Below are 26,991 nucleotides of genomic sequence, written 5' to 3' on the forward strand. Positions count from 1 at the left end.
GGGATTACTCCTTGCGCCCCGAGAGCTGCTCCTTCAGCGCAGCGAGCTTGGCGAAGGGCGAGTTCGGATCGGCCGGACGATCGCGCTCGCGCGGATTCGCGCTCGAGGCGTAGGGACGCAGCGAGGGTCCGCCCTGACGGTCGCGGCCCTTGTCGCGGTCACGGCCACGGTTGTCACGGCCCTTGTCGCGGTCTCCGCCGAACTTGCCCTTGTCGCGATCGCGGCCCTTGTTGTCGCGATCCTTGTTATCACGATCCTTGCCCTCGAAGCGGCGATTCTTGTCGTCGCGCCCCTCGGGACGCGGCGCGCCTTCGCCGCCTTCGCGCGGCTTGCGGAAGTCTCTGCCGCCGTCCCTGCCAGAATCTCTGCGATGGCCGCCATGACGATGGCCCGGCTTCGCGCCCTCGGCTGCTTCGCCGGGCGCGGCGTTCGCTGCACCGGGTGCAGCGCCAGCTTCAGCGCCGGCCTGCGGACGCTGATGGTGGTGACGCTGGTGGCGATGGCGCTCGTGGCGCGGCTTGCGGTCCTCATGACGGCCGCCGGGACGCCAGACCTCGATCAGCTCGGGCTCGGCGGGCGTCGCCGCAGCTTCAGGCGCGGCGGCGTCGGGGGACGCGGCAGCTTCGGTTGCGGCGGTCTCGGCAGGAGCGGCTTCGAGGCCGGCAGCCTCGACGGGCGCAGCGGGCTCTTCCGCCGGCGGCGCGATGCCGGGGGCGTCTTCGGGCGTGACGGGGGCCTCGGGAGAGGCTTCGAGCGCAGGCTCGGCCTGCTGAGCCTGCTCGTCCTGCAGCTCCATGCCGGGCGCATCTTCGACGGTGACCGGCTCGGCGACCGCTTCGGTGGAGGGCTCCGCCGGCAGACCGGCAACGGCTTCGGGCGCGGTCTCCGTCGAGGTCTCCGCGGTGCCTTCAGCCGGCGGCGTCTCGGCCGCGACGGTCGCGGCCACGACAGGCTTTTGCGGCAGCGGCGGACGCTTCTCCATGCGATAGCCGAGGGCACGCAGCACCGAGGCGAAATCTTCGCCGGCAGATCCCGTGAGCGAGGTCATCGCCTGCGTCACCACGAAACTGCGGCCGTCGAAGGCGCCGGCCGGCTTTTCGCCGGACGCGTTCTCGCGCCAGGCCAGCGCCGGGCGGATCAGATCGGCAAGGCGCTCCAGGATGTCGACGCGCACGGCACGTTCGCCGGCCTGCTTGTAGCCGAGCACGCGATAGGCATCGCGCGGCAGCGCCTTGTCGACCGGGAACGAAGTGCGGCCGGACGAAGCGAGATGCTGCGCGCCCGACAGCGAGGACAGATCGACATTGTCCTGCTTCAGCGCCCACAAGAGCGCTGCGAGCGCACGCGCGGCGGGCTTCAAAAGGCCGGGGAAATAGATGTGATAGGCGCCGAAACGGACGCCGTATTTGCGCAGCACCGCGCGCGAGGGCTGGTCGAGATCCTTCAGCTCGTTGGCGATCTTGGGCCGCTCCAGCACGCCGAGCGCCTCGACCAGCTGATAGGCGATGCCGCGGGCAATGCCGGTGACGTCCTCGGCCTTGGAGAGCTCGAACATCGGCCCGAGCAGCTTCTCGACATGGGTCTTGAGCCAGAGCTCGAGCCGGGCCTGCACTTTTTCGCGCGGCGCCCCGGTGAGACGCTCGTCCGAGATGATGCGGATGCGCGGATGCAGCGCGTCCTCTGCGGCAGACAGCCGCGCCACGGCGTCGCCGGTCCAGCGGATGGTGCCTTCCGAGGTCAGCACGAACTGATCGTCCGGCGCGTTGCCGAGCTTTTCGGCGCGCGTGTTGATCTCGCCGGCGAGCACCGCTTGCGCTGCAGCCTGCAAGGCTTTCGCATCCGAGCCAGCTTCCGCCGCATCCGGTGCAAAGGTGAAGCCGTCGAGGCGGCCGATGACATGGCCTTCGACGATGACTTCGCCGGTCTTGCCGATTTCAGTATTCAAGCTCGTGTTCTCCCGCAGGCGGCGCATCAATACACTGGTCCGGCGATCAACGAAACGCTCAGTCAAGCGTTCATGGAGCGCATCCGATAATTTATTTTCGACCTCGCGGGCGATCCCCTGCCAGCGTTCGGGGTCTTTCAGCCAGTCCGGGCGGTTGGCGACGAAGGTCCAGGTGCGGATCTGCGCGATCCGGGCCGACAGCGTGTCGATGTCGCCGTCGACGCGGTCGGCCTGGGTAACCTGGGCCTCGAACCAGGCGTCGGGGATGCATCCCTTCCGCATCAGGAAGCCGTACAGCGTGGTCACCAGCTCGGCATGGGCGGCCGGCGACAATTTTCGATAGTCCGGGACCTGGCAGGCCTCCCACAGCCGCTCCACGGCGGCCTTGCCATGCGCGACATCGCGCACCTCGGCGTCGCGGGCGGCATGGTCGAGCACGCGCATGTCCTCGGCGACAGGGGCGCGCGTCAGCGCCTCATGGCCGGGGGCGAGGTTCAGGGACACCTGGAGCGCGCCGAGCGAGGAGAAATCCAGCCTGGCGTTGCGCCATTGCAGCATCTTCACGGGATCGAAGGTGTGGTTCTGCAGCGCGTTGACGAGCTCGGGCTCGAACGGCGCGCAGCGGCCGGTGGTGCCGAAAGTGCCGTTGCGCGTGGCGCGGCCGGCGCGCCCCGCGATCTGCGCGAATTCGGACGGCGTCAGCCGGCGGAACTGGTAGCCGTCGAACTTGCGGTCGGAGGCGAAGGCGACGTGGTCGACGTCGAGATTGAGGCCCATGCCGACGGCGTCGGTGGCGACGAGATAGTCGACGTCGCCGTTCTGGAACATCGCCACCTGCGCATTGCGCGTGCGCGGGCTGAGCGAGCCCAGCACCACGGCGGCGCCGCCATGCTGGCGGCGGATCAGCTCGGCGATGGCGTAGACCTCATCGGCCGAGAACGCGACGATGGCGGTGCGGCGCGGCTGGCGCGTGATCTTGCGGTCGCCGGCGAATTCCAGCTGCGACAGGCGCGGCCGCGTGATCATGGACACGCCCGGCAACAGCCGCTCGATGATCGGGCGCATCGTCGCGGCGCCGAGCAGCAGCGTCTCGTCGCGGCCGCGGCGGTTGAGGATGCGATCGGTGAAGACGTGGCCGCGTTCGAGATCGCTAGCGATCTGGACCTCGTCGACGGCGAGGAAGGAGACGTCGAGGTCGCGCGGCATCGCCTCGACGGTCGAGACCCAATAGCGCGGGCTCTTCGGCTTGATCTTCTCTTCGCCGGTGACCAGCGCGACCGCTTCGCTGCCGACCCTGGCTGCAATCTTGTTGTAGACCTCGCGCGCCAAGAGGCGCAGCGGCAGCCCGATCATGCCGGAAGGGTGCGCCAGCATCCGCTCGATGGCGAGATGGGTCTTGCCGGTGTTGGTCGGCCCGAGCACCGCAGTGACGCCGGCGCCAGGCACGCGATCGGACGGCGCGCGCTCGGAAGCGAAGGGGGAGGAGGAAAAGGGCATCTGGGGGATTAGGTAGTGGCTGATAGGGCGAATGTCAGTGCTGTCTGGGGCGGGGGCGGGGCTCGGGGCTGATCCGCCCCCATCAGCCCGTCATCCTGAGGCGCTCCCCCTGCGGCGCATCGCGCCGCATGGGGAGCCTCGAAGGATGAACCGCCCGGGTGCCGGCCCAGCACGTCTCCGCGGCACCAGCCGGGCCCGTCGCCCTTCGAGGGCCGCTGAAGAAGCGGCCACCTCAGGGTGACGGGACGTGGCAGCGGAGCATCCGGCGCCTCCCCAAACCTCGCGCAACTGTCTCACTTTGCGACGCTTTTCCCGTTGGTCTTAAGCTTCGGAACGACTCTAGAACGAATCGCGGCCGAATCGCTGACTCCTCCTAGAGTCATGTTCCGTTCACGCAACATGTCGCGGGAGTCTTATTGGCTGCAACTAGATGGAGTTTTCCGCCGCCGTACAAGTGACCTTTCGATGGCGCAAACCCTTAAGTTGGGGACGGCGCGGAGTCGAATCAGAATCGGGGAGGAGTCAAATGGATTCCGGGACCGGAGCCGCCGGGACCATTTTTTGCGAAAACAACCCCATGCACAGTAGGGAAGTGATTGAAATAATTGCGTTTTCTTTTAGCTCAAATCCCGCCGTCATTCCGGGGCGCGCCTCTTGGCGCGAACCCGGAATCCATCGGGCCGCAGTGACGGTCGCACGATGGATTCCGGGCCCGCGCCTCCCGGCGCGTCCGGAATGACGCGGACAGAGGCGCGACAGCCGCTTACTGCGTCTTCGCCACGCGCGGTGGCTGGGCCGTGGTGATGAAGCTGGTGGCTTCCAGCATGGCCGGCCCCAAGGGGGTCGGCACTTTCAGCCAGAACGGGACCAGGACGCGGGTGCCGGCGACGGGGGCAAACGCAATCTCGATGTTGCGCTGGGCGGCGAGGTATTTGATCACGGGGCGGTCGGGGATGTAGCCCGCGACAGGCACGAAATAGAGCGAACAGACCACCACCGGGCCGTGATAGCCCTTCTCCGCCTTCACATTCTCCATGCGCTTGAAATCGAGCTTGAGATCGTAGCGCATGCGGCCGTCGAACACCGGGGCCGAGTTGTGGCAGGCCTCCGGCGTAACAGGGTCGCCATTGCCGGGCACGCGCAGCAGCGAGGCCGTCATGGGGTCCCAAACGCCGCGGCGGTGCGCGTCGGTGACGACGATGCGGTCGGGATCGACCGGCGGCTCCGGCAGAATGGCAAAATCCTTCACATTGCCCTTGTCGAGCGTGATGCGGATCTCTTCGGTCTTCTTCGAGGTGGTGGTGGAGGCCTGGTAGCCGGTCGCGACCAGCGCGCCGTTGACGATGCGCCCTTGGCTGGCGCCGGTGCCGGACCCGCCCGTGAACGACTTCAGCAGCCCCGAGGTGCCGCCCGCAGCCGCTGCCGAGAACACATCGTCCTGGATGTCGATATTCCAGCCGCCCTTGCCGACGGGAATGCCGGCCAGCGAGGCCTCATATTGCGCCTCGAGCTTGCCCTGCGCCGCCGCCGGCACCGCGCCCCAGGCCACAGCCAGACCGCAAAGCGCCGCCAGCCAGCCGGCAAAGCTCAGGCGGACTGAGCGCTGTTCTGGCGCAAAAGGGGACGTTGTGAGCACGAAACAATCCAATCGGGGCGCGACGGTTGTTACTTAAGCCAAAAACCGCGGCGAGCAATGTGTCGGAGCGTGTCGAACCGGGAACTCCACCGGAGTCTTCAGGCGCGAATGCGCCCTTTATGTGATGGTAAGGCGCGACAAACATTGCCGTTTTGGTGATCGGGGGGTAGCCGCGGGCTCTAAAACCTCTCCCGCTTGCGGGAGAGGTCGCGCGAAGCGCGGGTGAGGGCTTTCTCCTCTGGGGGGCACCTTCCGTGATAACGACGGTCCCTTCGCGCGCCTCCGCCGGGGCGCGGCCCCAAAAGACCGTCCAAAACCTTGACTGCCCGCCCCTTCCCCCCTATACGTCCGCCCGCTCCCTGCAAGGACGAAGAATTAGCCCCCGTGGCGCCCAGAATGGCGGCCGCACTCGTTAGGGGTTCGAAACTTAAGGATTTCTACCATGTCTCGCCGCTGCGAACTGACGGCCAAGGGCCCCCTCGTCGGCCACAAGGTCAGCCACTCCAACATCAAGACCAAGCGCCGCTTCCTGCCGAACCTCGTCAACGTGACGTTCATCAGCGAAGCCCTGGAGCGCAACGTGCGCCTGCGCGTCTCCACCAACGCGGTGAAGAGCGTCGACCACAATGGCGGCCTCGACGCTTTCCTGCTCAAGGCCAAGGCCGACCTTCTGTCGCCCCGCGCCCTCGAGCTGAAGCGCGCCATCCAGAAGAAGGTCGGCCCGACGGCCGCACCGGCCAAGAAGGCCAGCTAAGTCTTTCCAGAATTGGGCGGGGGCTAGGTTGCGTCGCGTGGCGTAGGCTTAGCCGAGCAAGAGTTTGCGTTGCGGCCGGATCGGAAGATCCGGCCGTTCTTGTTTGTGGTCGGAACATGGGCATCAACTCCTTCCCAAACCATCTTGCCCCATTCGCCCTATGAGGCGTCATAGCTTGCCTTGAAGAGATCGGCCGCCGCTTCGACGTCTTTCTTCGTCTGGATCGTGACCTCAACATCGCCGGTACCGAAGTGTCCCAATTGGCGAACATCCCGTATAGCCAGGCCATTCGCCTTGACCTCATCCGGGTCGATGTTGAGATAGACTCGCACGACTTTTTTTCGATTGTAGATTTGAACTGATGCGAAGTTGCGCCTACGGCGAAACGCCATGTAGTGCTTCTGCGGATGCACGGTTACATCATCACCTAGAGTCTTTAAGCGACCTGCAAGATCCTCGTACACGGCGCGCAGGTCCTTGGGGGCGGCATCAATCTTGGCCTTGATGTTCGGTAGCGTTGCCACCTGCTTAGCCCTTGCGCCACCTCTAGTGGGTACCGCCTCCTCGAGCTCTTCGGCAAGTTTAGGCAATACGAGCAGCCGATGGAGCAATCCTTCTACGGTATCAAGAATAGTCGCCAGTTGCTCCCTAGTTGGCGCCCAACCGCGATGCGCAGCTGCATGCCCGGCTTGCAACACTGGCTCTAAGATATCACGCTCGTGTTGAGAAATTTTGCCCTCATCACGTAGGGCTGTCAGCCCCTTAGCAAAGTTGCCCTTGTCTCCGACTGTCAGCACGATCAGGCGATCGATAAGCGTCCGCGAACCAAACGTGGCGAGGTAATGCGAACCGGTCTGAAGTGACTTATAGATTTCGGCTGAAATCTCTCGAAGCGTAGGGTCAGGAAGGTCCTCGAACCAAGTTGGCGCCACGCGATACGTTACGGGTGGATAGATCATCTCATCCCAATTCGGGACCTCAATCGGCTCGCCTGACTGCGGATCGTAGTCGTACTCCACATCTTCAGAAAAATGAGTCAATTTAACAAGCGCGAGGTGCTCGCATCCGCAACACTCAATAATTAGAACCCTCTGCGTAAAACTAACCGGCGCATGATCATCCACCTCTGTCTTACAATACTCGGCACGAACAAAGTGGTTCGTCTTCCGCTTGCAAGCATTGCAGAAGAACTTCTCAATCTTGAATGTGTCACTCATCTTTGCCTACTGAAGAGGCTATCAAGAACACGGAACACCGCAGCAATCATCGCAATTTCTTTTCCAAACACACAGCAAGAGCCGAAGCACGACAATCTCTCGCCGCCGGCCTAATCAGCTGCCAAAGTCTGCTCGTGCATCCCCCCAACATGACTCAAAACGTCGACGTACTGATCCTCACGCAACAAGTGCAGCTCCTGCGTCAGATGAATCCTATTGGCATTTGGTGGAACCACCGCTTTCGGCACCTCGTCGAAGTGCAACGTTCCTAACAAGAGTTGCTGCCCCGAGAGGACCCGAGAAAAAATAAAACTGAAGATGGCACCAATGTTGTGTCGATCTTGCTCCTGTTGAAGCGGTGAATCGATGACCAAGGGGCAGATCGTCGACTGATTGAAGCGTGACATCGTGTGAAGATATGAGAAGTGCTGAGCCAACAATGAGCGAGGTAGATCACTGCCGAGGGCATTCGCTTTTATTTGCCTGTCAAACGTCTTATAGTCTTCGGTTGAAAGCACATTCACGTTCAGATTGCCCAAGAACTCTTTCATTCGAGCTTGGTAATAGTCGTTGATTTCCCGCTTCCGTTTCGAGTCCAACTTTAAGTCATCATCAAGCTTGGCGAGACTGAGACGAATCTCCTGCTCCCGCATGGCTAACTCATTGATGTCCTGAGATAGCGACGAAAGAATCTCCTTCATTCCCTCGGCGGTTACGAATTCCGCGAACGTCACCTTCTCGCGTGTTCGCTTAAGAATATCTTCCAAAGGAGCGAGGTCCGAAGTCACCGCCTGATATTTCTGCTCAACGGCTCTCTCTTGCTCATGTACGTCGAGCAGCTTCTTCTTTCGTTGATCCAAGAGACCATAACAAAGGTCGATATCGTCGAGGATTCCGAATCGCTCGACTATCGAATTGGCTATAGCCGTCCCGCAAGTGGGGCATAGTACGGGATCAGGAGTATTTGGATCTTCGGCATAGCTGTAGTCCGCATCGAGTTCCCTTATCGCCTGTCGAAGAACAGCAATCTCATTCTCGATGCTATGCCGTTCGTTTCTGATGTCCTTTAGCTCCTGTCCGGCCTGCTGCTGCCGGCCATAGACTGCGTTGTACTGATCAACGAGTTCTTCGGCTTCCCTGCGAAAAACGGAGGGATCAAGGTCAACCTGACGATAAGCCTTCCTCTTTTGATACGAGTCCCTGACCTTGTTCAAGGTGTCGATTTCGGCAGAAAGCTTCGCCTTCTCATCGGAAAGTTCAACCTGCCGCTTCTTTGCATCATAAAACGACTGAGGGCGAACCCCCAGATGATACTCAAGCATGTTCTTTCGATATAAACTGAACTGCTGCAAGCCCAAGAACGATGCCCAGCTCTTGGTCCAGCCCTCGTCTTGATCGATGTAGAACGGAAGAAAGTAGAATGCCGGACCAGCCGCCCCCAATCTGCCGTCTTCGGCACGCTCGAGCTCTATACGAAAATTGAGCTTTGGATTCAGGAACTGAGCGATACCTGCCTCGCCCGAAATTCCCGCAAACCTTCCTATCAACGTACCCTTCGCATCAAACACACCGAAGTATCGCTCATCACGAATTACCGTGTAATCCATCGCGCCCAGCGAGAAGTGCACACAATAGATCGGACGAGCTTTCTTCCAGCGCGCGTTTTGGAGCCCAGGTACATCAGCACCGAGTGCGTGGTAGAGGCTCTTTATGAGCGTAGACTTTCCTACATCATTTTCGCCCGTGATCAGGTTGATCGTCGGGCTGAACGCCTCTCTTCTCGCCGTCTTTTCGACTTTTGAGAGGATCGACACCTCTTTGAACACTAAGCTTGTCATTAACACGGCCCTTGCGAAGATTTCGAACTAGCTGACGAAATCTAGATTTTTTCATAGTAGACCACGACGCTAAGAGCCCTGAGGTACGCCAGATCATAAGGAGCATACAGAGATGCCCGAAGTTCCTGCTCAGCCAAACTTATGAACTGAGAAAGAGATGCTAGATCCGCCTGCGACATGAACAGCTCCTCAAGCCTGCTCACAAGCGCTCCAGCGTCTAGGTTTGTCGAATCAGTAAGATCAGCGACCGCCTGCGGCATTCGTTTGCCCATTCGCATCAAATCTTGTGAGGTCCAGCCGGCATCTTTGAGTTCAATATTTACGAGCGTTGTGTCGGGAGCCGTTCGCTTCTGAGACGAAAGCAACTCCAGACTCTCATCTACAATATTTCGCCCGATGCACTTTTTAGAAATTAAATCATCAACAGTCGCGATCTTATCTGACGCGTAATTGTTCTTTCTTGTGATCTCGCTGTGCAACAACCTTACCCAGCTGTGCACATTGCACCCATGTCCTTCGCCGAAGTGAGAATTAAACAGCTCCATGGCTTCGCCATGCAAATAGCTATGCATCGCGTCGATCGATACGCCGCTAACAATGAAGTGCAGCCTCTCAATCTTCTCTTCGTCGAAACTCGGCAGCTCATCCTTCAACTTCGTAATGATCTTAGTCCGGACGCTTTTTGGAAGCTCATTGGCCGATATGTCATTGCCTGCAAATTCAAAGGCAATGTTCGAAACGAGAATCACCTGCACTTGATATGCAGAAAGAAGGCCGTCGAAATTCAAAAACATCTTGCCCAAGATCGAGTTTGATTTCTTGAGGCGAGAAACCAAACCAGCCAACTTTCTAGGGCTCGCTGAGCTTGACGTTTTTACTTGGAAGAATTCAGCGCTCGTCGGAGCGGCACTCGGCGACAGAAAAAGTACGTCGTCGTGAAATTCAAAGGCCACGAGATAATCTGCCTGCTCCATGTGCCTACGGAGCATCTGGCAAAAAGCCCAGCTCTTCTGATAGTCAAATCGAGCGGACGTGTCTGATCCAGAGGTTTCTCGCTGAGGCTTTTCAACCAAAACCTCTAACAGGCTTTTTTCCATTTAAGACTCAAGTAATTTCCCAGCTATCGTTGAGCAAAATTACAATTTGGCATATTCAGCAAAGATGCAATTTAATCCATAGGTTGTACATACTACTTTTTGCTTTTTGCTGATCCGCTGTATCCCTGCCTTCGCAAGACAGAAAGCCGTCACCCCATCATGTTGACATTTGTTAACACGTTCGGTATCTTGAGGTCTCCGCATGGCTGATCGGCCCAGGCATCCGCACAAGGAAATCGAGGCCGTTGTCGCGCACGCGGAGTCGATTGGCTGGCGGTGGCGCAAGATGGGGCATTGGGGGCGGCTGTTCTGTCCGCATGCGGGTCGTGATGGTTGCCAGGTCGGCGTGAACGGCACGCCGAAGAATCCGGAAGACCACGCCCGGCAGGTGATGCGCGCAATCGGGCGCTGCCCGCACGGGGGCGAGGAGGACAAGTGAAGAAATTCGAGTTCAGCATCATTGCGTCCGGCCTCGATCCTGAGGCGGAGGATTTCGAGCAGCGCTTCTACGACGCCGGCTGCGACGATGCGGCGATCGCGTTCCAGAAGGGCCACATCATCGTCGACTTCACCCGCGAGGCAACATCGGTCAGCGAAGCCATCGTCACGGCGGTGCGGAACGTGCAGGCGGCCGGCGCGCGCGTCGATCGCGTCGAGCCCGACCCGCTCGTCAGTCTTTCCGATATCGCCACCCGCACCGGAATGACGCGCGCGGCGATGACGCAATATTCCAAGGGACAGCGCGCCAAGGGTTTTCCCGCGCCGGTCGCCCGCGTGACGTCCGACAGCCCGCTGTGGGATTGGGCGACGGTGGCAAAATGGCTGTTTCATCACGACAAGCTCAGCCGCGACGAGGCGATCGAGGCGGCGGCCGTACGCGCGGCCAATGCGGCGATCGGATCGCGCACAGGCAAGCTCGAAGAGACCCTGAAGGGAAGCCTGAAAGCCTACGAGAAGGAACTCGACCGGGCCGCGTGAGGCGCGGGATCGCCGCTCTGCGCAGCCCCCTCCCCCTACCCCCGAAAATCAATGCTCCGCAGCACGATCCCCGGTGGCGTGCCCTCGAACTCCGTCGCCTGATACTTCCGCCCCGCGCAGGCTTCGATGCGCTCGCGCAGGCGGGTGAACTGGGCTTCGCGCTCATTGGGGCGGGCGCGGGGGCCGCGCTCGAGGTCGTCCATGGCGGAGGTCGAGATCGCGCAGGCGAATTCCTTCGCGCCGTCCTGCATCGAGAACTGGACGATGCCGCGGTCCTGGTCGTGGCCGATGAAGCGGCTGGTGGTGAGCGTCATGGGGTTACTCCTGTACTGCGCGCGTCCCGGCCTGGTGCGCCATTGCGCACGGGGGGCCGGGACCTACGACCCGGTCGGCTTGATCAAACACGCCGTGGCACGAGCATCTGCAACAACTCAATTCCGTGGCTATGGGTCCCGGATCTGCGCTTCGCTTGTCCGGGACGACACCTGTGTAGCGGCCGCCTTCAGCCGTCGCCGTTGAGCCTTGCGAAATCGTCGAACAGGGCGGCCACCAGCGCGCGGTGGCGGGTGTCCTCGCTGGGCAGGCTCGCGGCGTAGAGGTTGAGCAGATAGCGGGCCTTCACCGCGGCTTCCGGCCACGACATCGCCGGCACCGTCAGCATGCGGCTTTCGAGATCGGCCTCGCGCTCGCGCAGCTCGCGGACATTGTTCTCGACCTCGGCCAGCGCGCGGCGCAGGTCGGTGGCCTTTTGCGCGGCCATGCCACGGTGCTTGTCGAGCTCGACCGGAACATCAGTCATGGGCGGTCGCATCGATGCGTTGAGCGTCCGCGAGGTCGACCGAGCCGATCGCATGCACTTCCGTGGTGCCGCCGCGCGCGCCCTCCGTGGGCACCGTGATCATGGTGGCGACGCGGCGCCAGGCGGCGAACGACAGGCCCTCGATCATCTCCTCGTCGGTGACGACGTCATAGCGGCCCGCCGGCAATTCGCGCGCGATGCCGCGGATGTGAAACGGATGCTTGAACGTCACGGATTCGTGCCGCGAGCGGATGGTCATGCGCGCCTGCCTTTCAAAAAGAGGGGCCCCACCGGACGCTGGCGGGAGCGAGCATGCGCGCATTGCGCGGCAATAGCCAGCGTTATTGTCGGCAGCGCGCGCCAACGCGGCACGCGCGGTGATTGCGCGCGCGGCGTTTTAGCCCTCGCTATCGGCGCGGTGCAGGCGTAGAGTCATCGCATCACCGCACATCTCGCAACGGCTTCGACCGGTGACTGAGGGTGACGTGCGCTCCCGCCGCAAGTTCGAGCAGGAGCGAGCATGTCGCAGTTTCGCCTTTCCGAATGGATCGTGCCGCCGGTTGTGGTTCCGCTGTTCCTTCTGCTGCTGGTGTGCGCGGCGGCCATCTTCAATGGCTAGGGCCATTCGCGTGCCCTACCTTGTCAGCGCCACCAGCGAATATGGCTGCGCCAATCTCGGCCGCGGCAGCGCCAGCCTGGCGCTGCGGCTGGCGCGAAAGTTTCTGCGCGACGGCGCCATCGAGGTGAAGGTCTGCACGCCGCGCGGACGCGTGCTGCAATCGGACGAACTGGACGAACTCGCACCCCCAGAGAAATTTCAAGAGGAGACCGACATGGCCAAGGGACAGCAACGCGGCAATCGCGAGACCAAGAAGCCGAAGAAGGACAAGGCCAAGGTGATCGCGGCAGCGCCGAGCCGCAAGGATGCGGCCTGGCAGCCGGATTTCGGACCGGGGAAGAAGAAGTAGCGGCTCTCTTCGGCTCGCCCCGCCTGCGGGGCGAGGGAGCGCAGCGCCGTCGCGGCTGACGTCGCCGGCTCCTCGCCGTCGCGCTTTTTTGCTATACTCGTCCCGGTAGCATTACCGGGAGGGGATGACCCTTGGAGCACGACCGCACGACCGCGCCGAAAAACCTCGTCATCTGCTGTGACGGCACCGGCAACGAGATCTCGGAGAACATCTCCAACGTCCTCAAGCTCTATCGCTGCCTGCGCAAGACCGACAGGACGTCGCCGCGGCAGATGGTGTTTTACGATCCGGGCGTCGGCACCGTGACGGAGCCGACGACGTGGCACCGGCTCAAGGCCAATATCAATCTGGTGCTGGGGCTCGCCACCGGCTACGGGTTAGATGCCAACGTGCTCTCGGCCTATTGCTTCCTGGTCGAGCATTACGCGCCCGGCGACAAGATCTATCTGTTCGGCTTTTCGCGCGGGGCCTACACGGTTCGGGTGCTGGCGGGGCTGATCCACAAGATCGGCCTGATCAGGCCGGAGCAGGCGAACCTCGCGGGAAGCGGTCTCGTCGCCTACAAGCAATATTCCGGCACCGGGCGCGGCAACGACGTCGAGGACCTCAAGGACGTCGCCTTCGACGACCAGGGGCCGCTGCCGAAGGACCAATTCGATCTCGCCGCGCAGTTCGCGCGCATTACCTCGACGCGCTGGCCGACCATCCACTTCGTCGGCGTGTGGGACACGGTGGCGAGCGTGATCGTGCCGCGCGCCGACCGGCTGTTCTGGCCGAGCCTGGAGGAGCTCGCCTTCACGCTGCGCAATCCCAGCGTCGAGATTTTTCGGCAGGCGATCGCGATCGACGAGCGGCGCTGCATGTTCCGCCTGAAGAAGTACTGGGAGCCGCAGGAGTTCTGGAGCAACCGCTATGTGCCCGACGAGAAGAAGGTGCCGCAGGACATTCTGCAGGTGTGGTTCTCCGGCGTGCACAGCGACGTCGGCGGCGGCTATCCGGAAGCCGAGAGCGGCGACTCCAAATATCCGCTGATCTGGATGATCGCGGAGGCGGAGAAGGCGGGGCTGAACTTCAACCCGGCGACCATCAAGCAGCTCGCCTGGGGCATCCAGCGCAAGAACTCGCCGTTCAAATACGTGGAACCGGCCTATACGGGGAAGACGGGCGTGCTGCACGATTCCATGACGTCCGCCTGGCGGCTGCTGGAATTCTTTCCGAAGAGCGCGAAGTACCGGGAGTGGCCGGAGCGGAAGGTGCTGTTCGGCTTCTACATCCCCGACTGCGAGCCGCGCCTCATTCCGGAGGGCGCGCATGTGCATGAGAGCGTGCTGAAGCGGATGGCGGTGGAGCCGGACTATCGGCCGGTGAACATGCCGAAGGTGTATGAGACGGTGCCGATGCCGGTGCGGCCGGGGGTGGATGTGGCGGAGGCGGTGTGAGGCGACACGCCCCACCCCGCTACCGCCGCTTTCTGCCTTCGCCGCTACTTTTCATTAAAATTCTCCCGCCCGCTTTAGCCGGATCGCATCAACTCTTCCGCATCATCCTGCACCGTGTCCGCCGCTAGACCTGCGGAATTGGAGGAGAGTGCCAATGTATCCGCGTAAATATGCCCGCGTGAAGCCTGCAGGACTGGTGTCGCGCCAGGCCAAGATCATCACCGACCCCCGCGCGCCTGTCATCAACTGCACGCTGATCGACTATTCGCCCGGCGGCGCCTGCGTCGATCTCGGCGGCCAGGTGAACATCCCCGATCGCTTCGAGCTGCTGCACGTCAACACCAAGAAGCGCTGCCGCATCGCCTGGAAGCGCGGCACGCGGGTGGGTGTGGTGTTCTGAGGGACGTCTTGCCCCCTCCAGGGGAGAGTGAAGAGAAGGCTACTTCCGCATTCTCGCTTTCGCACCGCCGACGATCTGCATGGCGACGCCGGCGACCCAGCCGAGCAGAGCCAGCCAGGTCCAGGCCAGGTGCGGATCGAGGCGGAGCACGATGACGGCGACGGAGGCGAGCGCGGTGAGCGTGGCGCAGAGCGTGCCGGCCGCGCTGAGGAATTCGGCGGCGTCGATCGCGCTATGCGCCTCGTCGAACGGCAATTGCGGCGTGTCGATGCCGAGATAGAAGCCGACGAAGCCCAGCACCATCATCACCATCAGAAAGCCCTGCGTGGTGAGCGCTGATATCGCCGATCCCACATAGGCACCGACGAACAGCCCGCACGCCGCGCCGGCCATCGCAAGCCCCACGCGCTCGAACACATGGGCGGTTTTGCGAACACGAAAACGCATGGCGGGCCTCCGTGAGCAGTTGGGTCGCGCAAGGTTAGGCCAGTTTTGCGGGGGGTGGAAGCTGGGGAGATTTACGGAGGGGGGGCGGGCGAAAGGCCGCGCGACATTCTCCGCTGTCGTCGCTGCGCACGCAGGGACCCATAACCACAGGAAGTGGTGAGGCGAAGACTCTTAGTTAAGTTGTCAACCGCCACCGCGCGCCATCGATGGATCACGCGGTATGGGTCCCTGCATGCGCAGGGACGACAGCAGAGTTTGTGGCGCGGGTATCGAGCCACACGTGCCTCAACCACGCACCCCTACCTCGCCCCGAACGTCGTCTTGCCGAACAGCGCCTTCTGCGTCGAGGGCTGCGAACGCCAGTATTGCGGTGGGGCCTCGACCTCGCCGCCGACATCGGCGGCGGCGTGCCAGGCCCAGCGCGGGTCGTAGAGCATGCCGCGGGCGAGCGCGACCATGTCGGCCTTGCCGGATGCGACGATCTCTTCGGCCTGCTTGCCGTCGGTGATCAGGCCGACGGCGATCGTCGGCAATCCGGTCTCGCGCTTGATGCTGTCTGCGAACTGCACCTGATAGCCGGGGCCGAGCGGGATCTTCTGCAGCGGCGAGACGCCGCCGGAGGAGGCGTCGATCCAGTCGACGCCGCGCGCCTTCAGCGCGTTGGCAAATTCGATCGTCTGCGCCAGATCCCAGCCGCCCTCGACCCAGTCGGTCGACGACACCCGCATGCCGACCGGCTTGTCGTGCGGGAAGACGGCGCGGACCGCATCAAAGATCTCGAGCGGGAAGCGCATGCGGTTCTGCAGGCTCCCGCCATATTCGTCGGTGCGCCTGTTGGAGATCGGCGAGAGGAACTGATGCAAGAGATAGCCGTGCGCGCCGTGCAGCTCGATGGCGTCGATGCCGATGCGCTCCGCGCGCTTCGCACTGTCGACGAAGGCCTCGCGGATGCGCTTGAGGCCCGCCGCGTCCAGCGCGAGCGGGGCGGCCTCGCCCTCCTTGTGCGGCAGCGCCGATGGCGCCACCGTCTGCCAGCCGCCCTGCTCCACCGGGATCAGCTGGCCGCCGTCCCATGGCCGCGCGCTACTGGCCTTGCGGCCGGCATGGGCGAGCTGCATCGCGATCGCGGTCGAGGAATGCTTGCGCACCGAGGTGAGCACCTGCTTCAGCGCGGCTTCGGCGGCATCGCTGTAGAGCCCGAGGCAGCCGGGCGTGATGCGGCCGATCGCCTCGACATGGGTCGCCTCGATGCAGAACATCGCCGCGCCCGACAGGCTGAGATTGTTGATGTGGGTGAAGTGCCAGTCATTGGCGACGCCGTCGTCGGCCGAATACTGGCACATCGGCGACACCACGATGCGGTTCTTCAACGTCAGGCCGCGCAGCTTGATCGGGGAAAACAGGACGCTCATGCGGGGGAGTTCCGGTAAGAGGGATGGAAGCAATTGCATGGAGTGTAATGGGCGGACGGCAGATTGCCAGCCCTCGCGGGCGGCATGGCAGCGGGCAGGGCCATGCATTGCCGCTCGACGGCGGTTTCGTGCCCCGGACACGGCGCAGCGCGCAGCGCGCAGCGATGCGCCGCAGAGCCGGGGCCCATGCAACAGCGAACGCGCGGTTTCCTGGGTCCCGGCTCTGCGCAGCAACGCTCGCGCGTTGCAGCGCGTCCGGGACACGCGAGCGCAATGGTGGCTACGACACGGCCTACTCCGCCAGCGTGAACTGCAGCAGCAGGGTTCGCTGCAGCATCGAGAAATTGTCGTCGGAGATCAGCGTCAGCACGGTCTCGCCGTCGGGCGTGACGTGGGCGTCGATGCCTTCCATGTTGTCGACCTCGTGGCCGAGATCGGCAGCGAACAGCGCGGGGCCGTCGACCAGCGCGCCCGGCGCGATCGACTTCAGGGGGATCGAGCGGATGCGGATGTTGACGCCGGTGAACCAGGAGAATTTGCGCTCGAGGATCAGAAGCTCGCCGGAGGGCAGCAGCACGGCATCGCTGATGTCGTATTTCTCGGTTCGGCGCACGCTGAACTGGCCGGGCGTCGGGCCGCCGATCAGGAAGGCTGTGAGGTTGCCGTCGGCATCCAGCCCGCGCTCGGAGAAGGCGATCAGGGTGCCCGCCAGCGGCATGTTCTGGTCTTTGCCTTTGGGCACGACGACCAGCGCTTCGAGTCCCTTGTTGGACGGCAGCTTGCGCACGCCCGCCGGCACCGGTACCACCTCGCCGCGCGCGCGCGTGCCGCCTTTGGAGAAATCGTAGCGCAGGATCTGGTTGACGCGCTCGAGCCCGACATAGACGAAATTGCCGTCGCGCGCGATCGATTCCGAATCCCACCACAGGCGCTTTTCCGTGATCGGCCGCCCTTCGGCGCCGAGCAGCGGCGCGGCCTCGACGTCGGCGAGCCCGGCCATGTTGCGGCCGGAATAGCGGATGCGGCCCGTGAACCAGCCGCCCTGGTCGGAGACCGCGAGGAAGCCCTCGCCCCTGGCATCGAGCCGGATGCCGGACAGGCCGCCAAAACCGCGATAGGGTGAGGTCAGCACCAGGCCGCTGCGATAGTCCAGCGAGCCGAAGCGCGTGCGCGTGCGGTCACGCGGCTCGAAATTGGGAATGACGCGCGCGTTGACCTCGACGCTGACAGGCTCGACGACGGCGTTCTCGACCTGAAGCGCGCGCGGCTGCGGCTCGGTCGCGGCTTGCGCCTGCGCCAGGCGGGAGAGTGCGAGAGTGGAAAATCCCGCCGCTGCGTGCCTAAGGAAGCTGCGGCGGGATCGATGCGTGCTCACGAATGCAATTTGCGTCGCGGGCGACCGGCCGGCTGGGTTGGTGCGGTGTTGGTCTCGCTGAAGAGTTCGGCGAGCTTCTCGGTGATGGCGCCGCCGAGCTCCTCGGCATCCACGATCGTCACCGCGCGGCGATAGTAGCGCGTCACGTCGTGGCCGATGCCGATCGCGATCAGCTCGACCGGCGAGCGGGTCTCGATCTCCTCGATGATGTGGCGCAGATGCCGCTCGAGATAATTGCCGGGATTGACCGACAGCGTGGAATCGTCGACCGGCGCACCGTCCGAGATCATCATCAGGATCTTGCGCTGCTCGGCCCGACCCAAGAGGCGCTTGTGCGCCCAGTCCAGCGCCTCGCCGTCGATGTTCTCCTTCAGCAGCCCCTCGCGCATCATCAGGCCGAGATTCTTTCGCGCACGGCGCCAGGGGGCGTCGGCGGATTTGTAGATGATGTGGCGGAGATCGTTGAGACGGCCCGGATTGGCCGGCTTGCCGGCGGCAAGCCACGCCTCGCGCGATTGCCCGCCCTTCCAGGCGCGCGTGGTGAAGCCCAAAATCTCGACCTTGACGCCGCAACGCTCCAGCGTGCGGGCGAGGATGTCGGCACAGGTCGCGGCGACCGTGATGGGCCGTCCGCGCATCGAGCCGGAATTGTCGAGCAGCAGCGTCACCACGGTGTCGCGGAACGTCGCCTCCTTCTCGTGCATGAAGGACAGCGGATGATAGGGATCGGTGACGACGCGCGACAGGCGCGCGGGGTCCAGAATGCCCTCTTCGAGATCGAACTCCCAGGCGCGGTTCTGCTGCGCCATCAGGCGGCGCTGCAGGCGGTTGGCGAGGCGGGCGACGATGCCTTGCAGATGCGCGAGCTGCTTGTCGAGATAGGCGCGCAGGCGCTCCAGCTCGTCATGGTCGCAGAGGTCTTCGGCGGCGATGATCTCGTCGAATTTCGGCGCGAAGGCGTGATATTCCGGCCCGCGCGGCTCGTTCTTGCCGTGCGAATTCGGACGCGTCGCCTCGCCCGGTGTCTCGTCGTCACCGAGCTCGCCGTCGTCGAACGTGTCCGAGGTCGAGGCCTGCGCGCTTTCCATCGCGCTCTCGCTCATCTCTTCCGAGCTCGCCTGCGCCTGGTCGGCGCTCATCTCCTGCGCGGCGTCGGAATCGGGCGAGCCTTCGGCGCCGGACTGGTCGTTGTCGCCGTCCTGGTTCTCGTCGTTCTCGTCATTGTCTTCGCTGTCGGCGTTGCGCTCGTCGCCGATATCGAGCGCGGTCAGGAGATCGTGCACGGCGTCGCCGAACCGGGTCTGGTCCTCGACCAGGGTGTCGAGACGGTCGAGCCGCTTGCCGATCTTGTCTTCGAGAATGGGACGCCAGAGATCGACCATCTTCTTCGCGGCGGTCGGCGGCGCCATGCCGGTCAGGCGCTCGCGCACCAGCATCGCCAGCGCGTCGGCCAGCGGGGCGTCGGCACGGTCGGTGATCTCGTCGAACTTGCCGCGATGGAAATGGTCGTCGAGCATCGCGGTGAGGTTCTTGGCAACGCCCGCCATGCGGCGCGCGCCGATCGCCTCAACCCGTGCCTGCTCCACCGCCTCGAACACGCCGCGCGCCTGCGGATTGCCGGGCATCAGCTTGCGATGCAGCTTGGCATCGTGACAGGCGATCTTCAGCGCGATGGAATCGGCATGACCCCGCACGATCGCGGCATCGCGCTTGGTCATTTTGCGCGCGGGCTCGGGCAGCCGCGCCTTGCCGGGTGCGAGGCCCGGCCGCTCGGCCGCGAAGGAGACGTCGAGCTCCGGCGTCTTGGCGATCGCCTTCAGGCAGGAGGCGACCGAGCGCTTGAACGGCTCGGTCGGCGCTTCCTTGGTGCTGCGGAATTTGGAGTTGGAGGTGGTCATCTGACCCTATCTGTCGCCCCGGCGAACGCCGGGACCCATAACCACCGGCCGCTCTCGTGTCAGGAAACTATCAGCGTCGTTTCAATCGAAACATCACGCGGTATGGGTCCCGGCGTTCGCCGGGACGACACACCGTGAGAGATCAGCTCAGCGCCACATTCACCGCCGATTCCGGCAGCTCGGCGTTGAAGCAGCGCTGGTAGAACTCGGCGACCAGGGGACGTTCGAGCTCGTCGCACTTGTTGAGGAAGGTGACGCGGAACGCAAAGCCGATATCGCCGAAGATGTCGGCGTTCTCGGCCCAGGTGATCACCGTGCGCGGGCTCATCACCGTCGACAGATCGCCATTGGCGAAAGCGTTACGGGTGAGATCGGCGAGGCGCACCATCTTGTTGACGATGTCGCGGCCTTCCTGCGTGCGATAGTGCTTGGCCTTGGCCAGCACGATCTCCACTTCCTCGTCATGGCTGAGATAGTTCAGCGTGGTGACGATCGACCAGCGGTCCATCTGGCCCTGGTTGATCTGCTGGGTGCCGTGATAGAGGCCCGAGGTGTCGCCGAGGCCGACGGTGTTGGCGGTGGCGAACAGCCGGAACGACGGATGCGGCTTGATCACCTTGTTCTGGTCGAGCAGCGTCAGGCGTCCCGAGACCTCCAGCACGCGCTGGATCACGAACATCACGTCCGGGCGGCCGGCGTCGTATTCGTCGAACACCAGCGCGACGTTGTGCTGGAGCGCCCAGGGCAGGATGCCGTCGCGGAATTCGGTGACCTGCTTGCCGTCGCGGACCACGATCGAGTCCTTGCCGACGAGGTCGATACGGCTGATGTGGCTGTCGAGGTTGACGCGGACGCAGGGCCAGTTCAGGCGGGCCGCGACCTGCTCGATATGGGTGGATTTGCCGGTGCCGTGATAGCCGGTCACCATCACGCGGCGGTTGCGGGCGAAGCCGGCGAGAATGGCGAGCGTGGTGGCACGGTCGAAGCGATAGTCGGAATCGACTTCGGGCACGTGAGGATCGACTTCGGAATAGGCGGGGACTTCGAGATCGCTGTCGATCCCGAACACCTGCCGCACCGACACCTTCATGTCGGGCAGACCGGAAACTTCCTCAACTTTGGACAGGGCGGCGGTCGTCATCAATCCTCCGAGGTCCCGGGCGATCCCGAAACCAGTTATTTGCACGTTGGCTGCGGCTGGGTGCTGAAAATCAACCTATCAGAGACCAGTGGCCGGCAGAAGCCCGTGCCACAATCAAAGTTCCATTGTCTTTTCATTTAGATAGGCAAGGAACGCAGTTTTTGGAGGGCTGCCTTGCGAATCACGCTGGAATTTCGCGCCGGAGGGCCGGCCTTGCCCATGCCAGATGGCACTTTCACCGGCTCTCCTTACTTATGTAGGGTTCAAGCCCCAGTGCTCCAGCCCGCCACAGAGACGACGTGACGTCCTTCCTCGATCCCCTCATCTTGTTCGTCTCGGCCCATCCGTGGCTGGCCTATCTGACCCTGTTCCTGGCGGCCCTGCTCGAAGCGGTCCCGGTGGTGGGATCGGTCATTCCCGGCTCGACCATCATCCTGGCGCTCAGCGCCCTGGTTCCGGGCGGCGAGTTGATGCTGCCATGGGTGCTGCTGGCGGCGTCGGTCGGCGCCGTGCTCGGAGACGGCTCGGCCTATTGGGTCGGGCATCGGCAGCAGCGCAAAATCCTCAACACCTGGCCGCTGACCAATTATCCGCGCGTGGTCGCCGAGAGCGAGAGCTTCTTCCACCGCTTCGGCACCTGGGCCGTGTTCTTCGCCCGCTTCGTGCCGCCGATCCGCGCCTTCGTCCCCGTGACCGCCGGCGCGCTCGGCATGGCGCCGGCGAAGTTCTATGCCGTGAACATCCCGGCGATCCTGGTCTGGGCCCCCGCGCACGTGCTGCCGGGCGTGCTGGCGGTGTCGGCGCTGCACGAATATGCCGGGCTGCATCACCACGGGCATGTCGGCAAGCATATCTGGATGTTGACGGTGGTTGCGGTTGCGATCGTTGGCGGCGTGGGCGTGTGGATCTATCGGAGGCGGCAGAACGGTGGTGTCGCAGCGACGGCCAAGCCACGGGTTTAGCCGGCGCCACACCGCAGGTGTCGTCCCTGCGAACGCAGGGACGACAGCGGCGAGCCCCCCTAACTAGTCCCCGCCCGCCGCCCCGGCGCAGGCCCCACATACCTTGCCCTTGGCCTGATCAGCTTGCCGAACTGCAATTGCTCGCTGGCGTGCGCGATCCAGCCGACGCTGCGGGCCATCGCAAACAGAGCGAGCTCGCTGCCGGCGGGCAGGCGCAGCGCGTGCACGAGCACGGCGAGGGCATAGTCGATATTGACGAATTCGCCGGTCGCCTCCGCGATCCGCTCCGGCACCTCGCGCGTGAACTTTCGCGGCGCGCCTGCACGGGACAGCGCATTCAGCAGCGATTGCGCGCGGGGATCGCCGCGCTTGTAGACGCCATGGCCGAAGCCGGCAAACCGCTCGCCGAGCGCGACGCGCTCGCGCACCATGGGCGCGACGTCGCGATCGATCAGCGTCTTGACGAGCTGCGAAGCCAGCACGCTGGCGCCGCCGTGCTTCGGCCCCTTCAATGAGGCGAGACCGGCGATCACGGCATCATAGAGGTTGAGGCCGGTCGAGGCCGCGCAGCGCGCGGTGAAGGTCGAGGCGTTCAGCTCGTGGTCGGCAAGCAGCACCAGCGCGCGGCGGATCAGATCGGGCGCGTGCTTGTTGTCCGCCGCCCAGGCTTTTGCGATCTGCTGATGCAGCGGCTCGGCCGACGGCTCTGAATTGAGCATGGTCGCGACCAGCAGCCGGACGATCCGTCCGCCGACCATGGCGCGGCCGTCGGGCGCCCGGGTGAACGCACGGGGATCGACGCTCGCGGCCAGTGCAAGCACGGCGATGGCGCGGTCGATCGGCGCGGCCCGGCGTGCAGCTTCTGCGATCGTGCGCATCTCTTCGGAGAGCGCGGGCTGATTGTCCGGAGCGAACGGATCGACCTCGGAGACATCCCACAGCAGCGTCGCGGTGTGCTCGAGCGTGTCGTTCTCGGCGAGATCGACGCAATTGACGCCCCGATAGATCGCGCCCTCTTCGGTGATGGTCGAGATCTCCGTATCCATGACAGGCAGGTCGGCGTCGAAGCTGCGCAGGCCGCGCGGCTCCGGGGACGGCACCCGGCGCTCCTTCAGCGCGCGGACGTCCTCGGCGCGGTAGCGGTTTTTGCGCGAGTCCTGCGTCGGCTCGGAGCGGATCAGGCCGCGGCTGACATAGGCGTAGAGCGTGGCCGGCGAGATCGCCAGCTCGGCGGCGGCTTCCCGGGCGGAGAGATAGAGCCCATCGGAATTTTTCATATTGATTTATGTAATCAAGATTGATCAATCTGTCGAGAGGCCCGAATTTTCCTTGGTGCAACGCAAAGGGAGATTTGGGCCATGAACATCCACCTCACCAAAAGCCAGATCGGGCTGGACGGCGTTCCCGCGGCGGAGACCGTGCTGAGCCATGTCGACGGCGAGCGCGGCGAATTGATCATCGCCGGCGAGTATGTCGGCCGTCTCGCCGCCCAATCGAGTTTCGAGGGCGTCACCGCCCGGCTCTGGAACGGCGCCAACAAGACCAGCTTGAGTGAAGCCAATGTGCGGGCGAGCCTGGGTGCGGCGCGCGAGCGCGCGTTCGCGCGGCTGCCGGACCTGCTGCCGGCAACGCGCGGCATGGGCGTCATCGACGGGTTTCGCGCGGCGGTCGCGGGACTTCGCGCCGAGCACGGGCTCGAGCACGAATCGACGATCGTCGGCGCGTTTCCGGTGATCGCAGGCGCGCTGGTCCGGCGCGCCAAGGGGCTGGAGCCGGTCGCGCCCGACCCGAATGCGAGCCATGCCGCCGACACGTTGCGGATGTTGCGTGGCGCCGCGCCTGAAACCCGCGAGGTCTCCGCGCTCGATGCCTACCTCGTCACCGCCAGCGACCACGGCATGAATGCCTCGACCTTCACCGCACGCGTGGTGGCCTCGACCCAAGCCGATCTGTTTGCCGCGGTGACCGCGGGCTATTGCGCGCTCACGGGCCCGCTGCACGGCGGCGCGCCGGAGCCGGTGCTGGAGATGCTGGACGCGATCGGCTCGCGCGAACGCATCCAGCCCTGGGTGGATGCGGCGCTGGCCCGCGGCGAGCGGATGATGGGCTTCGGTCACCGCGTCTACCGCGTGCGCGATCCGCGCGCCGATGTGCTCAAGACCGCGGTCGAGGCGCTGGCGTCCAACGGCACCGATTTGCCCTTCGCCGGCGAGGTCGAGGCTTACATCCGCGCCGCCTTGCGCAAGAAAAATCCGGAGCGACCGCTGGAGACCAATGTCGAGTTCTTCACCGCCATCCTGCTCGATGCGCTGGCGATCCCGAGGCAGGCCTTCACGCCGATCTTCGCAGTGGCACGTAGCGCGGGCTGGACCGCGCATGCGCTCGAGCAGCGGCGGACGGGGCGGTTGATCCGGCCGAGCTCGTCCTATGTGGGGGCGATGCCGGAGGCGTAGGCGACCAGCGCGCGGAAAGAGGCGCAACAGCGGAGTCGATCACTCCGCTGTCGTCCCTGCGAAAGCAGGGACCCCTACCGCGTGATTTATCGGTGAGAGACAGGTGTGAGGACCACGGGAAGACCATTTCACTATGAGTCTTCGCCAAACGTCTCCCTGGGGTTATGGGTCCCGGATCTGCGCTCCGCTTGTCCGGGACGACACCGAGGGTTTGGCGCCGAGGTGCCTCGCACCTACACAGCGCCCGCGAGGCCCTTACGCCTCACGCACCACCGTCTTCAGATAATTATACGCCTTGATGATCTCGATCAGGCGGTCTTCCGTCGAGCGGTCGCCGCCGTTGGCGTCGGGGTGGTGCTGCTTCACCAGGGCCTTGTACTTGGTCTTGACGTCGGCGAGCGTGGAATCGGGGCCGAGGCCCATGACCTGCAGCGCCTTGCGCTCGGCGTTCATCACCTTGCGCGTCTCGGCCTTGGGCGCGGCTTCGGGGCCCTTGCGCCAGCCCGCGCGGCCGTTGATCTCGCTGAACATGCTGAACGGGTCGGCCGCCATGTCGATCTCGGCTTCCGCACCCTTCTTGCCGCCATTGGCGCCCATCTTCCAGGTCGGACGGTGGCCGGTCAGCGCATCCTTCTGGTAGCGCGCGACGGCATCGGCATTCATGCCGGAGAAGAAATTGTAGTTCTGGTTGTACTCGCGCACATGGTTCAGGCAGAAGTGCCAGTACTCGCGCTGGTTCTCGCGGCCCTTCGGCGCGCGATGCGCGCCCTTGTTCTGGCATCCGGCCCATTCGCAACCGACCGCGGTGTCGCGCGGCTTCACTTCCGGCTGCTTGCCCCGCGGCTTGACGCGGATGGAGTCGAAGAACTTTGATGAATCGATCGGCATGGCTGACTTTGACTACGCAATGCAAAAACCTTCAAGTCTTGACATTGCAATTAGGACGAAACCCGTAGCCGAAGTTTCACTTCGGCGTACTTGACGTACGGCCGCCAGAGGCGGCCTATGCAATTGACGGAGTGCGATCGCGCACCTGAATGGCACATACATGGCTATGAGAGACACTATCAGCAACAAGTTGCAGGAAGCTTTCACGCCGGAAAGCCTCAATGTCGTCGACGAGTCACATCTGCATGAAGGCCACGCCGGCCATCGGCCCGGCGGTGAGACGCACTTCCGTGTGTATATCGTGTCTGATGCCTTCAAAGGGAAGAGCCGGGTCGAGCGCCACCGCATGATAAATTCGGCGCTGGCCGCGGAACTCTCCGGCAGCGTGCACGCGCTCGCGATCCAGGCGAAGGCGCCGGGGGAAAACTAGTTCGTCATTCCGGGGCGGCTCGAAGAGCCGAACCCGGAATCTCGAGATTCTCGGGTGCGCAAGGGCGCACCCTAGTTCGATGCTCCGCATCGCCCCGGAATGACTGGGGGCTTAGAACGACGTCCCCGCCCGTCGCGGCTTCGCCTCTTCCAGCTCCGCCTCGCGCGGCACCGGTGAAATACGGAGCGCAGTGATGCGGTTGCGCTCGCGGCGCAGCACGCGGAAGCGGAAGCCGTGGAACGTAAAGCTCTGGCCGCGATCGGGGATCGAGCGCGCCTCGTGAATGACGAGGCCGGCGACCGTCGTTGCCTCTTCATCGGGCAGGTGCCAGTCCATGGCGCGGTTGAGATCGCGGATCGGCACCGAGCCGTCGACCACGACCGAGCCGTCCGGCTGGGCGCGCACGCCGGCGACCACGACGTCGTGCTCGTCGGAGATGTCGCCGACGATCTCCTCCAGGATGTCTTCCAGCGTCACCAGACCTTCGACTTCGCCATACTCGTCGACGACGAGCGCGAAATGGGTCTTGCGGCGGCGGAACGCCTTGAGCTGCTCGGCCAGCGGCCGCATCTCCGGCACGAACCAGGGCGGCAGCGCGATGGTGGAGACGTCGATGCGCGAGGTATCGCCGTCCGCAGCACGGATCGCGCGCAAGAGGTCCTTGGCATGGAGCACGCCGATGATGTTCTCCGGCTTCTCGCGCCAGAGCGGGATGCGGGTGTATTCGGTCGCCAGCACCTCGCGCACCAGCTCCTCCGGCGGCAAATCGGCGTTGATCATCATCATTTCGGTGCGATGGATCATGACGTCGGAGACCTGGAGCTCGCGCAGGTCCAAGAGGCCGCCGAGCATGTCGCGGTCCTGCTTCTCGAACTTGCCCTCGTGGTGCAACAGGTCGACCGCGCCGCGCAGGCGCTCGGTCGGCGACAGGATCGCCTGGTGCTCGCCGGCGAGGCCGAACAGGCGCATGAGCAGGCGCACGATGACCTCGACGATGCGCAGCAGCGGCCCCAGCACGTACATCGTCAGCCGCATCGGGCGCGCGACCGCAAGCGCGACGCGGTCGGGCGCATTGATCGCGATGGTCTTGGGCAGCACCTCCGCGAAGATCACGACCAGCGCGGTCATCACGCCGGTCGCATAGAGCACGCCGACATCGCCGAACCAGGCCGTGAAGATGGCGGTGGCGATCGCCGAGGAGCCGATATTGGCGATGTTGTTGCCGAGCAGCAGCGCCCCGATCAGGCGCTCGCGCATATCGAGCAGATCGGAGACGACGTCGGCGTCGTGATTACCCTGCTTGGAGAGGCGGAGCATGCTGGCGCGCGAGGCGCCGGTCAGCGCGGTCTCGCTCGCGGCGAAGAAGCCGGAGACGAGAAGACAGAGAATGACGATGGTGAATCCGAGCCAGTCCATG

At 63.9% G+C, this 26,991-nt stretch carries 25 protein-coding genes; 9 read left to right on the plus strand and 16 right to left on the minus strand.

The window, feature by feature from the left end; genetic code table 11:
• Nucleotides 1-4: 4 nt before the first annotated feature.
• A complete protein-coding gene (locus AABA84_RS25135; protein WP_338313553.1) occupies nt 5-3,442 on the minus strand; it encodes a helicase-related protein in 3,438 nt (1,145 codons plus the stop codon).
• Nucleotides 3,443-4,205: 763 nt separating this feature from the next.
• On the minus strand, nt 4,206-5,015 hold the full coding sequence (locus AABA84_RS25140; RefSeq protein ID WP_212247573.1) for a DUF3108 domain-containing protein: 810 nt from the start codon (nt 5,013-5,015) through the stop codon (nt 4,206-4,208).
• A 505-nt stretch (nt 5,016-5,520) separates the two neighbouring features.
• On the opposite strand from AABA84_RS25140, the gene rpmB reads away from it, so the two are divergent.
• Nucleotides 5,521-5,832, plus strand: a complete 312-nt coding sequence (rpmB, locus tag AABA84_RS25145) for a 50S ribosomal protein L28 (protein WP_028141842.1) — start codon at nt 5,521-5,523, stop codon at nt 5,830-5,832.
• Nucleotides 5,833-5,990: 158 nt separating this feature from the next.
• On the opposite strand, the gene AABA84_RS25150 is transcribed toward rpmB, so the two are convergent.
• The 3 genes from AABA84_RS25150 to AABA84_RS25160 form a co-directional block, all read right to left on the minus strand.
• Nucleotides 5,991-7,049 carry a DUF5655 domain-containing protein gene (locus AABA84_RS25150; RefSeq protein ID WP_212247039.1) on the minus strand — a complete coding sequence of 353 codons (1,059 nt, stop codon included), beginning with the start codon at nt 7,047-7,049 and terminating at the stop codon, nt 5,991-5,993.
• Between the two features lie 110 nt (nt 7,050-7,159).
• Entirely contained in the window at nt 7,160-8,875 is a 1,716-nt protein-coding gene (locus AABA84_RS25155) for an ATP-binding protein (protein ID WP_212247041.1), read from the minus strand.
• Between the two features lie 53 nt (nt 8,876-8,928).
• The gene (locus tag AABA84_RS25160) at nt 8,929-9,984 is read right to left on the minus strand and encodes a dsDNA nuclease domain-containing protein (protein WP_212247043.1); all 1,056 of its coding nucleotides are present in this window, start codon (nt 9,982-9,984) and stop codon (nt 8,929-8,931) included.
• A 202-nt stretch (nt 9,985-10,186) separates the two neighbouring features.
• Here AABA84_RS25160 and AABA84_RS25165 point away from each other — a divergent pair, with 202 nt between their 5' ends.
• Nucleotides 10,187-10,423 (plus strand): hypothetical protein, encoded by a 237-nt coding sequence (locus AABA84_RS25165; RefSeq protein WP_212247045.1) that lies wholly within the window; start codon nt 10,187-10,189, stop codon nt 10,421-10,423.
• Nucleotides 10,420-10,962, plus strand: a complete 543-nt coding sequence (locus AABA84_RS25170) for a hypothetical protein (protein WP_212247047.1) — start codon at nt 10,420-10,422, stop codon at nt 10,960-10,962. Before AABA84_RS25165 ends, AABA84_RS25170 begins: the two co-directional genes overlap by 4 nt.
• A 35-nt stretch (nt 10,963-10,997) precedes the next feature.
• On the opposite strand, the gene AABA84_RS25175 is transcribed toward AABA84_RS25170, so the two are convergent.
• The 3 genes from AABA84_RS25175 to AABA84_RS25185 all read right to left on the minus strand — a co-directional run bounded on the left by AABA84_RS25175 (nt 10,998) and on the right by AABA84_RS25185 (nt 12,020).
• A complete protein-coding gene (locus AABA84_RS25175; RefSeq protein ID WP_212247049.1) occupies nt 10,998-11,276 on the minus strand; it encodes a DUF1488 family protein in 279 nt (92 codons plus the stop codon).
• Nucleotides 11,277-11,464: 188 nt separating this feature from the next.
• A complete protein-coding gene (locus AABA84_RS25180; protein WP_212247051.1) occupies nt 11,465-11,761 on the minus strand; it encodes a hypothetical protein in 297 nt (98 codons plus the stop codon).
• Complete coding sequence (locus tag AABA84_RS25185) at nt 11,754-12,020, minus strand: hypothetical protein (protein WP_212247052.1); 267 nt, start codon at nt 12,018-12,020, stop codon at nt 11,754-11,756. The genes AABA84_RS25180 and AABA84_RS25185 overlap by 8 nt, the downstream gene beginning before the upstream one ends.
• 352 nt (nt 12,021-12,372) lie before the next feature.
• On the opposite strand from AABA84_RS25185, the gene AABA84_RS25190 reads away from it, so the two are divergent.
• The 3 genes from AABA84_RS25190 to AABA84_RS25200 all read left to right on the plus strand — a co-directional run bounded on the left by AABA84_RS25190 (nt 12,373) and on the right by AABA84_RS25200 (nt 14,568).
• On the plus strand, nt 12,373-12,729 hold the full coding sequence (locus tag AABA84_RS25190; RefSeq protein WP_338313554.1) for a hypothetical protein: 357 nt from the start codon (nt 12,373-12,375) through the stop codon (nt 12,727-12,729).
• Between the two features lie 131 nt (nt 12,730-12,860).
• Nucleotides 12,861-14,168 (plus strand): DUF2235 domain-containing protein, encoded by a 1,308-nt coding sequence (locus tag AABA84_RS25195; RefSeq protein ID WP_338313555.1) that lies wholly within the window; start codon nt 12,861-12,863, stop codon nt 14,166-14,168.
• Nucleotides 14,169-14,322: 154 nt separating this feature from the next.
• Complete coding sequence (locus AABA84_RS25200; RefSeq protein ID WP_026201681.1) at nt 14,323-14,568, plus strand: PilZ domain-containing protein; 246 nt, start codon at nt 14,323-14,325, stop codon at nt 14,566-14,568.
• A gap of 39 nt (nt 14,569-14,607) precedes the next feature.
• Here the strand turns inward: AABA84_RS25200 and AABA84_RS25205 are convergent, their stop codons facing one another.
• From AABA84_RS25205 to cobS, 5 genes are all read right to left on the minus strand, one after another.
• Nucleotides 14,608-15,015, minus strand: a complete 408-nt coding sequence (locus AABA84_RS25205) for a hypothetical protein (protein WP_212247058.1) — start codon at nt 15,013-15,015, stop codon at nt 14,608-14,610.
• A gap of 299 nt (nt 15,016-15,314) precedes the next feature.
• Entirely contained in the window at nt 15,315-16,427 is a 1,113-nt protein-coding gene (locus AABA84_RS25210; RefSeq protein WP_212247059.1) for an NADH:flavin oxidoreductase/NADH oxidase, read from the minus strand.
• Nucleotides 16,428-16,719: 292 nt separating this feature from the next.
• Complete coding sequence (locus tag AABA84_RS25215) at nt 16,720-17,802, minus strand: esterase-like activity of phytase family protein (protein WP_338313556.1); 1,083 nt, start codon at nt 17,800-17,802, stop codon at nt 16,720-16,722.
• Complete coding sequence (cobT, locus tag AABA84_RS25220; RefSeq protein WP_212247061.1) at nt 17,799-19,700, minus strand: cobaltochelatase subunit CobT; 1,902 nt, start codon at nt 19,698-19,700, stop codon at nt 17,799-17,801. Before cobT ends, AABA84_RS25215 begins: the two co-directional genes overlap by 4 nt.
• Nucleotides 19,701-19,842: 142 nt before the next feature.
• Entirely contained in the window at nt 19,843-20,841 is a 999-nt protein-coding gene (gene cobS, locus AABA84_RS25225) for a cobaltochelatase subunit CobS (protein ID WP_008144548.1), read from the minus strand.
• 299 nt (nt 20,842-21,140) lie between these two features.
• Between cobS and AABA84_RS25230 the strand changes: the two genes are divergently transcribed.
• On the plus strand, nt 21,141-21,803 hold the full coding sequence (locus AABA84_RS25230) for a DedA family protein (RefSeq protein WP_212247063.1): 663 nt from the start codon (nt 21,141-21,143) through the stop codon (nt 21,801-21,803).
• Between the two features lie 59 nt (nt 21,804-21,862).
• On the opposite strand, the gene AABA84_RS25235 is transcribed toward AABA84_RS25230, so the two are convergent.
• A complete protein-coding gene (locus AABA84_RS25235; protein ID WP_212247065.1) occupies nt 21,863-23,080 on the minus strand; it encodes a citrate synthase family protein in 1,218 nt (405 codons plus the stop codon).
• 81 nt (nt 23,081-23,161) lie between these two features.
• Here AABA84_RS25235 and AABA84_RS25240 point away from each other — a divergent pair, with 81 nt between their 5' ends.
• Nucleotides 23,162-24,256: a citrate synthase/methylcitrate synthase gene (locus tag AABA84_RS25240; protein ID WP_338313557.1), complete on the plus strand. Its 1,095-nt coding sequence runs from the start codon at nt 23,162-23,164 to the stop codon at nt 24,254-24,256.
• A 255-nt stretch (nt 24,257-24,511) separates the two neighbouring features.
• Here AABA84_RS25240 and AABA84_RS25245 read toward each other — a convergent pair whose 3' ends face one another.
• Nucleotides 24,512-25,144, minus strand: a complete 633-nt coding sequence (locus AABA84_RS25245; protein WP_028141863.1) for a J domain-containing protein — start codon at nt 25,142-25,144, stop codon at nt 24,512-24,514.
• 160 nt (nt 25,145-25,304) lie between these two features.
• Between AABA84_RS25245 and AABA84_RS25250 the strand changes: the two genes are divergently transcribed.
• Nucleotides 25,305-25,574, plus strand: a complete 270-nt coding sequence (locus tag AABA84_RS25250) for a BolA family protein (protein WP_212247069.1) — start codon at nt 25,305-25,307, stop codon at nt 25,572-25,574.
• Nucleotides 25,575-25,685: 111 nt separating this feature from the next.
• On the opposite strand, the gene AABA84_RS25255 is transcribed toward AABA84_RS25250, so the two are convergent.
• Nucleotides 25,686-26,990 carry an HlyC/CorC family transporter gene (locus AABA84_RS25255; protein ID WP_212247071.1) on the minus strand — a complete coding sequence of 435 codons (1,305 nt, stop codon included), beginning with the start codon at nt 26,988-26,990 and terminating at the stop codon, nt 25,686-25,688.
• Nucleotide 26,991: the final 1 nt, after the last annotated feature.

Origin of the sequence: Bradyrhizobium sp. TM239 (genome assembly GCF_036247985.1) — a bacterium.
Classification (GTDB): domain Bacteria; phylum Pseudomonadota; class Alphaproteobacteria; order Rhizobiales; family Xanthobacteraceae; genus Bradyrhizobium; species Bradyrhizobium ottawaense.

Bases quoted from the DNA above. Each gene is read 5' to 3' on its own strand.
- cobS (WP_008144548.1), bottom strand. From the start codon at position 20,841: ATGACGACCGCCGCCCTGTCCAAAGTTGAGGAAGTTTCCGGTCTGCCC.
- AABA84_RS25210 (WP_212247059.1), bottom strand. From the start codon at position 16,427: ATGAGCGTCCTGTTTTCCCCGATCAAGCTGCGCGGCCTGACGTTGAAG.
- AABA84_RS25190 (WP_338313554.1), top strand. From the start codon at position 12,373: ATGGCTAGGGCCATTCGCGTGCCCTACCTTGTCAGCGCCACCAGCGAA.
- AABA84_RS25165 (WP_212247045.1), top strand. From the start codon at position 10,187: ATGGCTGATCGGCCCAGGCATCCGCACAAGGAAATCGAGGCCGTTGTC.
- AABA84_RS25240 (WP_338313557.1), top strand. From the start codon at position 23,162: ATGAACATCCACCTCACCAAAAGCCAGATCGGGCTGGACGGCGTTCCC.
- AABA84_RS25205 (WP_212247058.1), bottom strand. From the start codon at position 15,015: ATGCGTTTTCGTGTTCGCAAAACCGCCCATGTGTTCGAGCGCGTGGGG.
- AABA84_RS25255 (WP_212247071.1), bottom strand. From the start codon at position 26,990: ATGGACTGGCTCGGATTCACCATCGTCATTCTCTGTCTTCTCGTCTCC.
- rpmB (WP_028141842.1), top strand. From the start codon at position 5,521: ATGTCTCGCCGCTGCGAACTGACGGCCAAGGGCCCCCTCGTCGGCCAC.
- AABA84_RS25245 (WP_028141863.1), bottom strand. From the start codon at position 25,144: ATGCCGATCGATTCATCAAAGTTCTTCGACTCCATCCGCGTCAAGCCG.
- AABA84_RS25200 (WP_026201681.1), top strand. From the start codon at position 14,323: ATGTATCCGCGTAAATATGCCCGCGTGAAGCCTGCAGGACTGGTGTCG.
- AABA84_RS25185 (WP_212247052.1), bottom strand. From the start codon at position 12,020: ATGACCATCCGCTCGCGGCACGAATCCGTGACGTTCAAGCATCCGTTT.
- AABA84_RS25250 (WP_212247069.1), top strand. From the start codon at position 25,305: ATGGCTATGAGAGACACTATCAGCAACAAGTTGCAGGAAGCTTTCACG.
- AABA84_RS25150 (WP_212247039.1), bottom strand. From the start codon at position 7,049: ATGAGTGACACATTCAAGATTGAGAAGTTCTTCTGCAATGCTTGCAAG.
- AABA84_RS25175 (WP_212247049.1), bottom strand. From the start codon at position 11,276: ATGACGCTCACCACCAGCCGCTTCATCGGCCACGACCAGGACCGCGGC.
- AABA84_RS25235 (WP_212247065.1), bottom strand. From the start codon at position 23,080: ATGAAAAATTCCGATGGGCTCTATCTCTCCGCCCGGGAAGCCGCCGCC.
- AABA84_RS25180 (WP_212247051.1), bottom strand. From the start codon at position 11,761: ATGACTGATGTTCCGGTCGAGCTCGACAAGCACCGTGGCATGGCCGCG.
- AABA84_RS25135 (WP_338313553.1), bottom strand. From the start codon at position 3,442: ATGCCCTTTTCCTCCTCCCCCTTCGCTTCCGAGCGCGCGCCGTCCGAT.
- AABA84_RS25160 (WP_212247043.1), bottom strand. From the start codon at position 9,984: ATGGAAAAAAGCCTGTTAGAGGTTTTGGTTGAAAAGCCTCAGCGAGAA.
- cobT (WP_212247061.1), bottom strand. From the start codon at position 19,700: ATGACCACCTCCAACTCCAAATTCCGCAGCACCAAGGAAGCGCCGACC.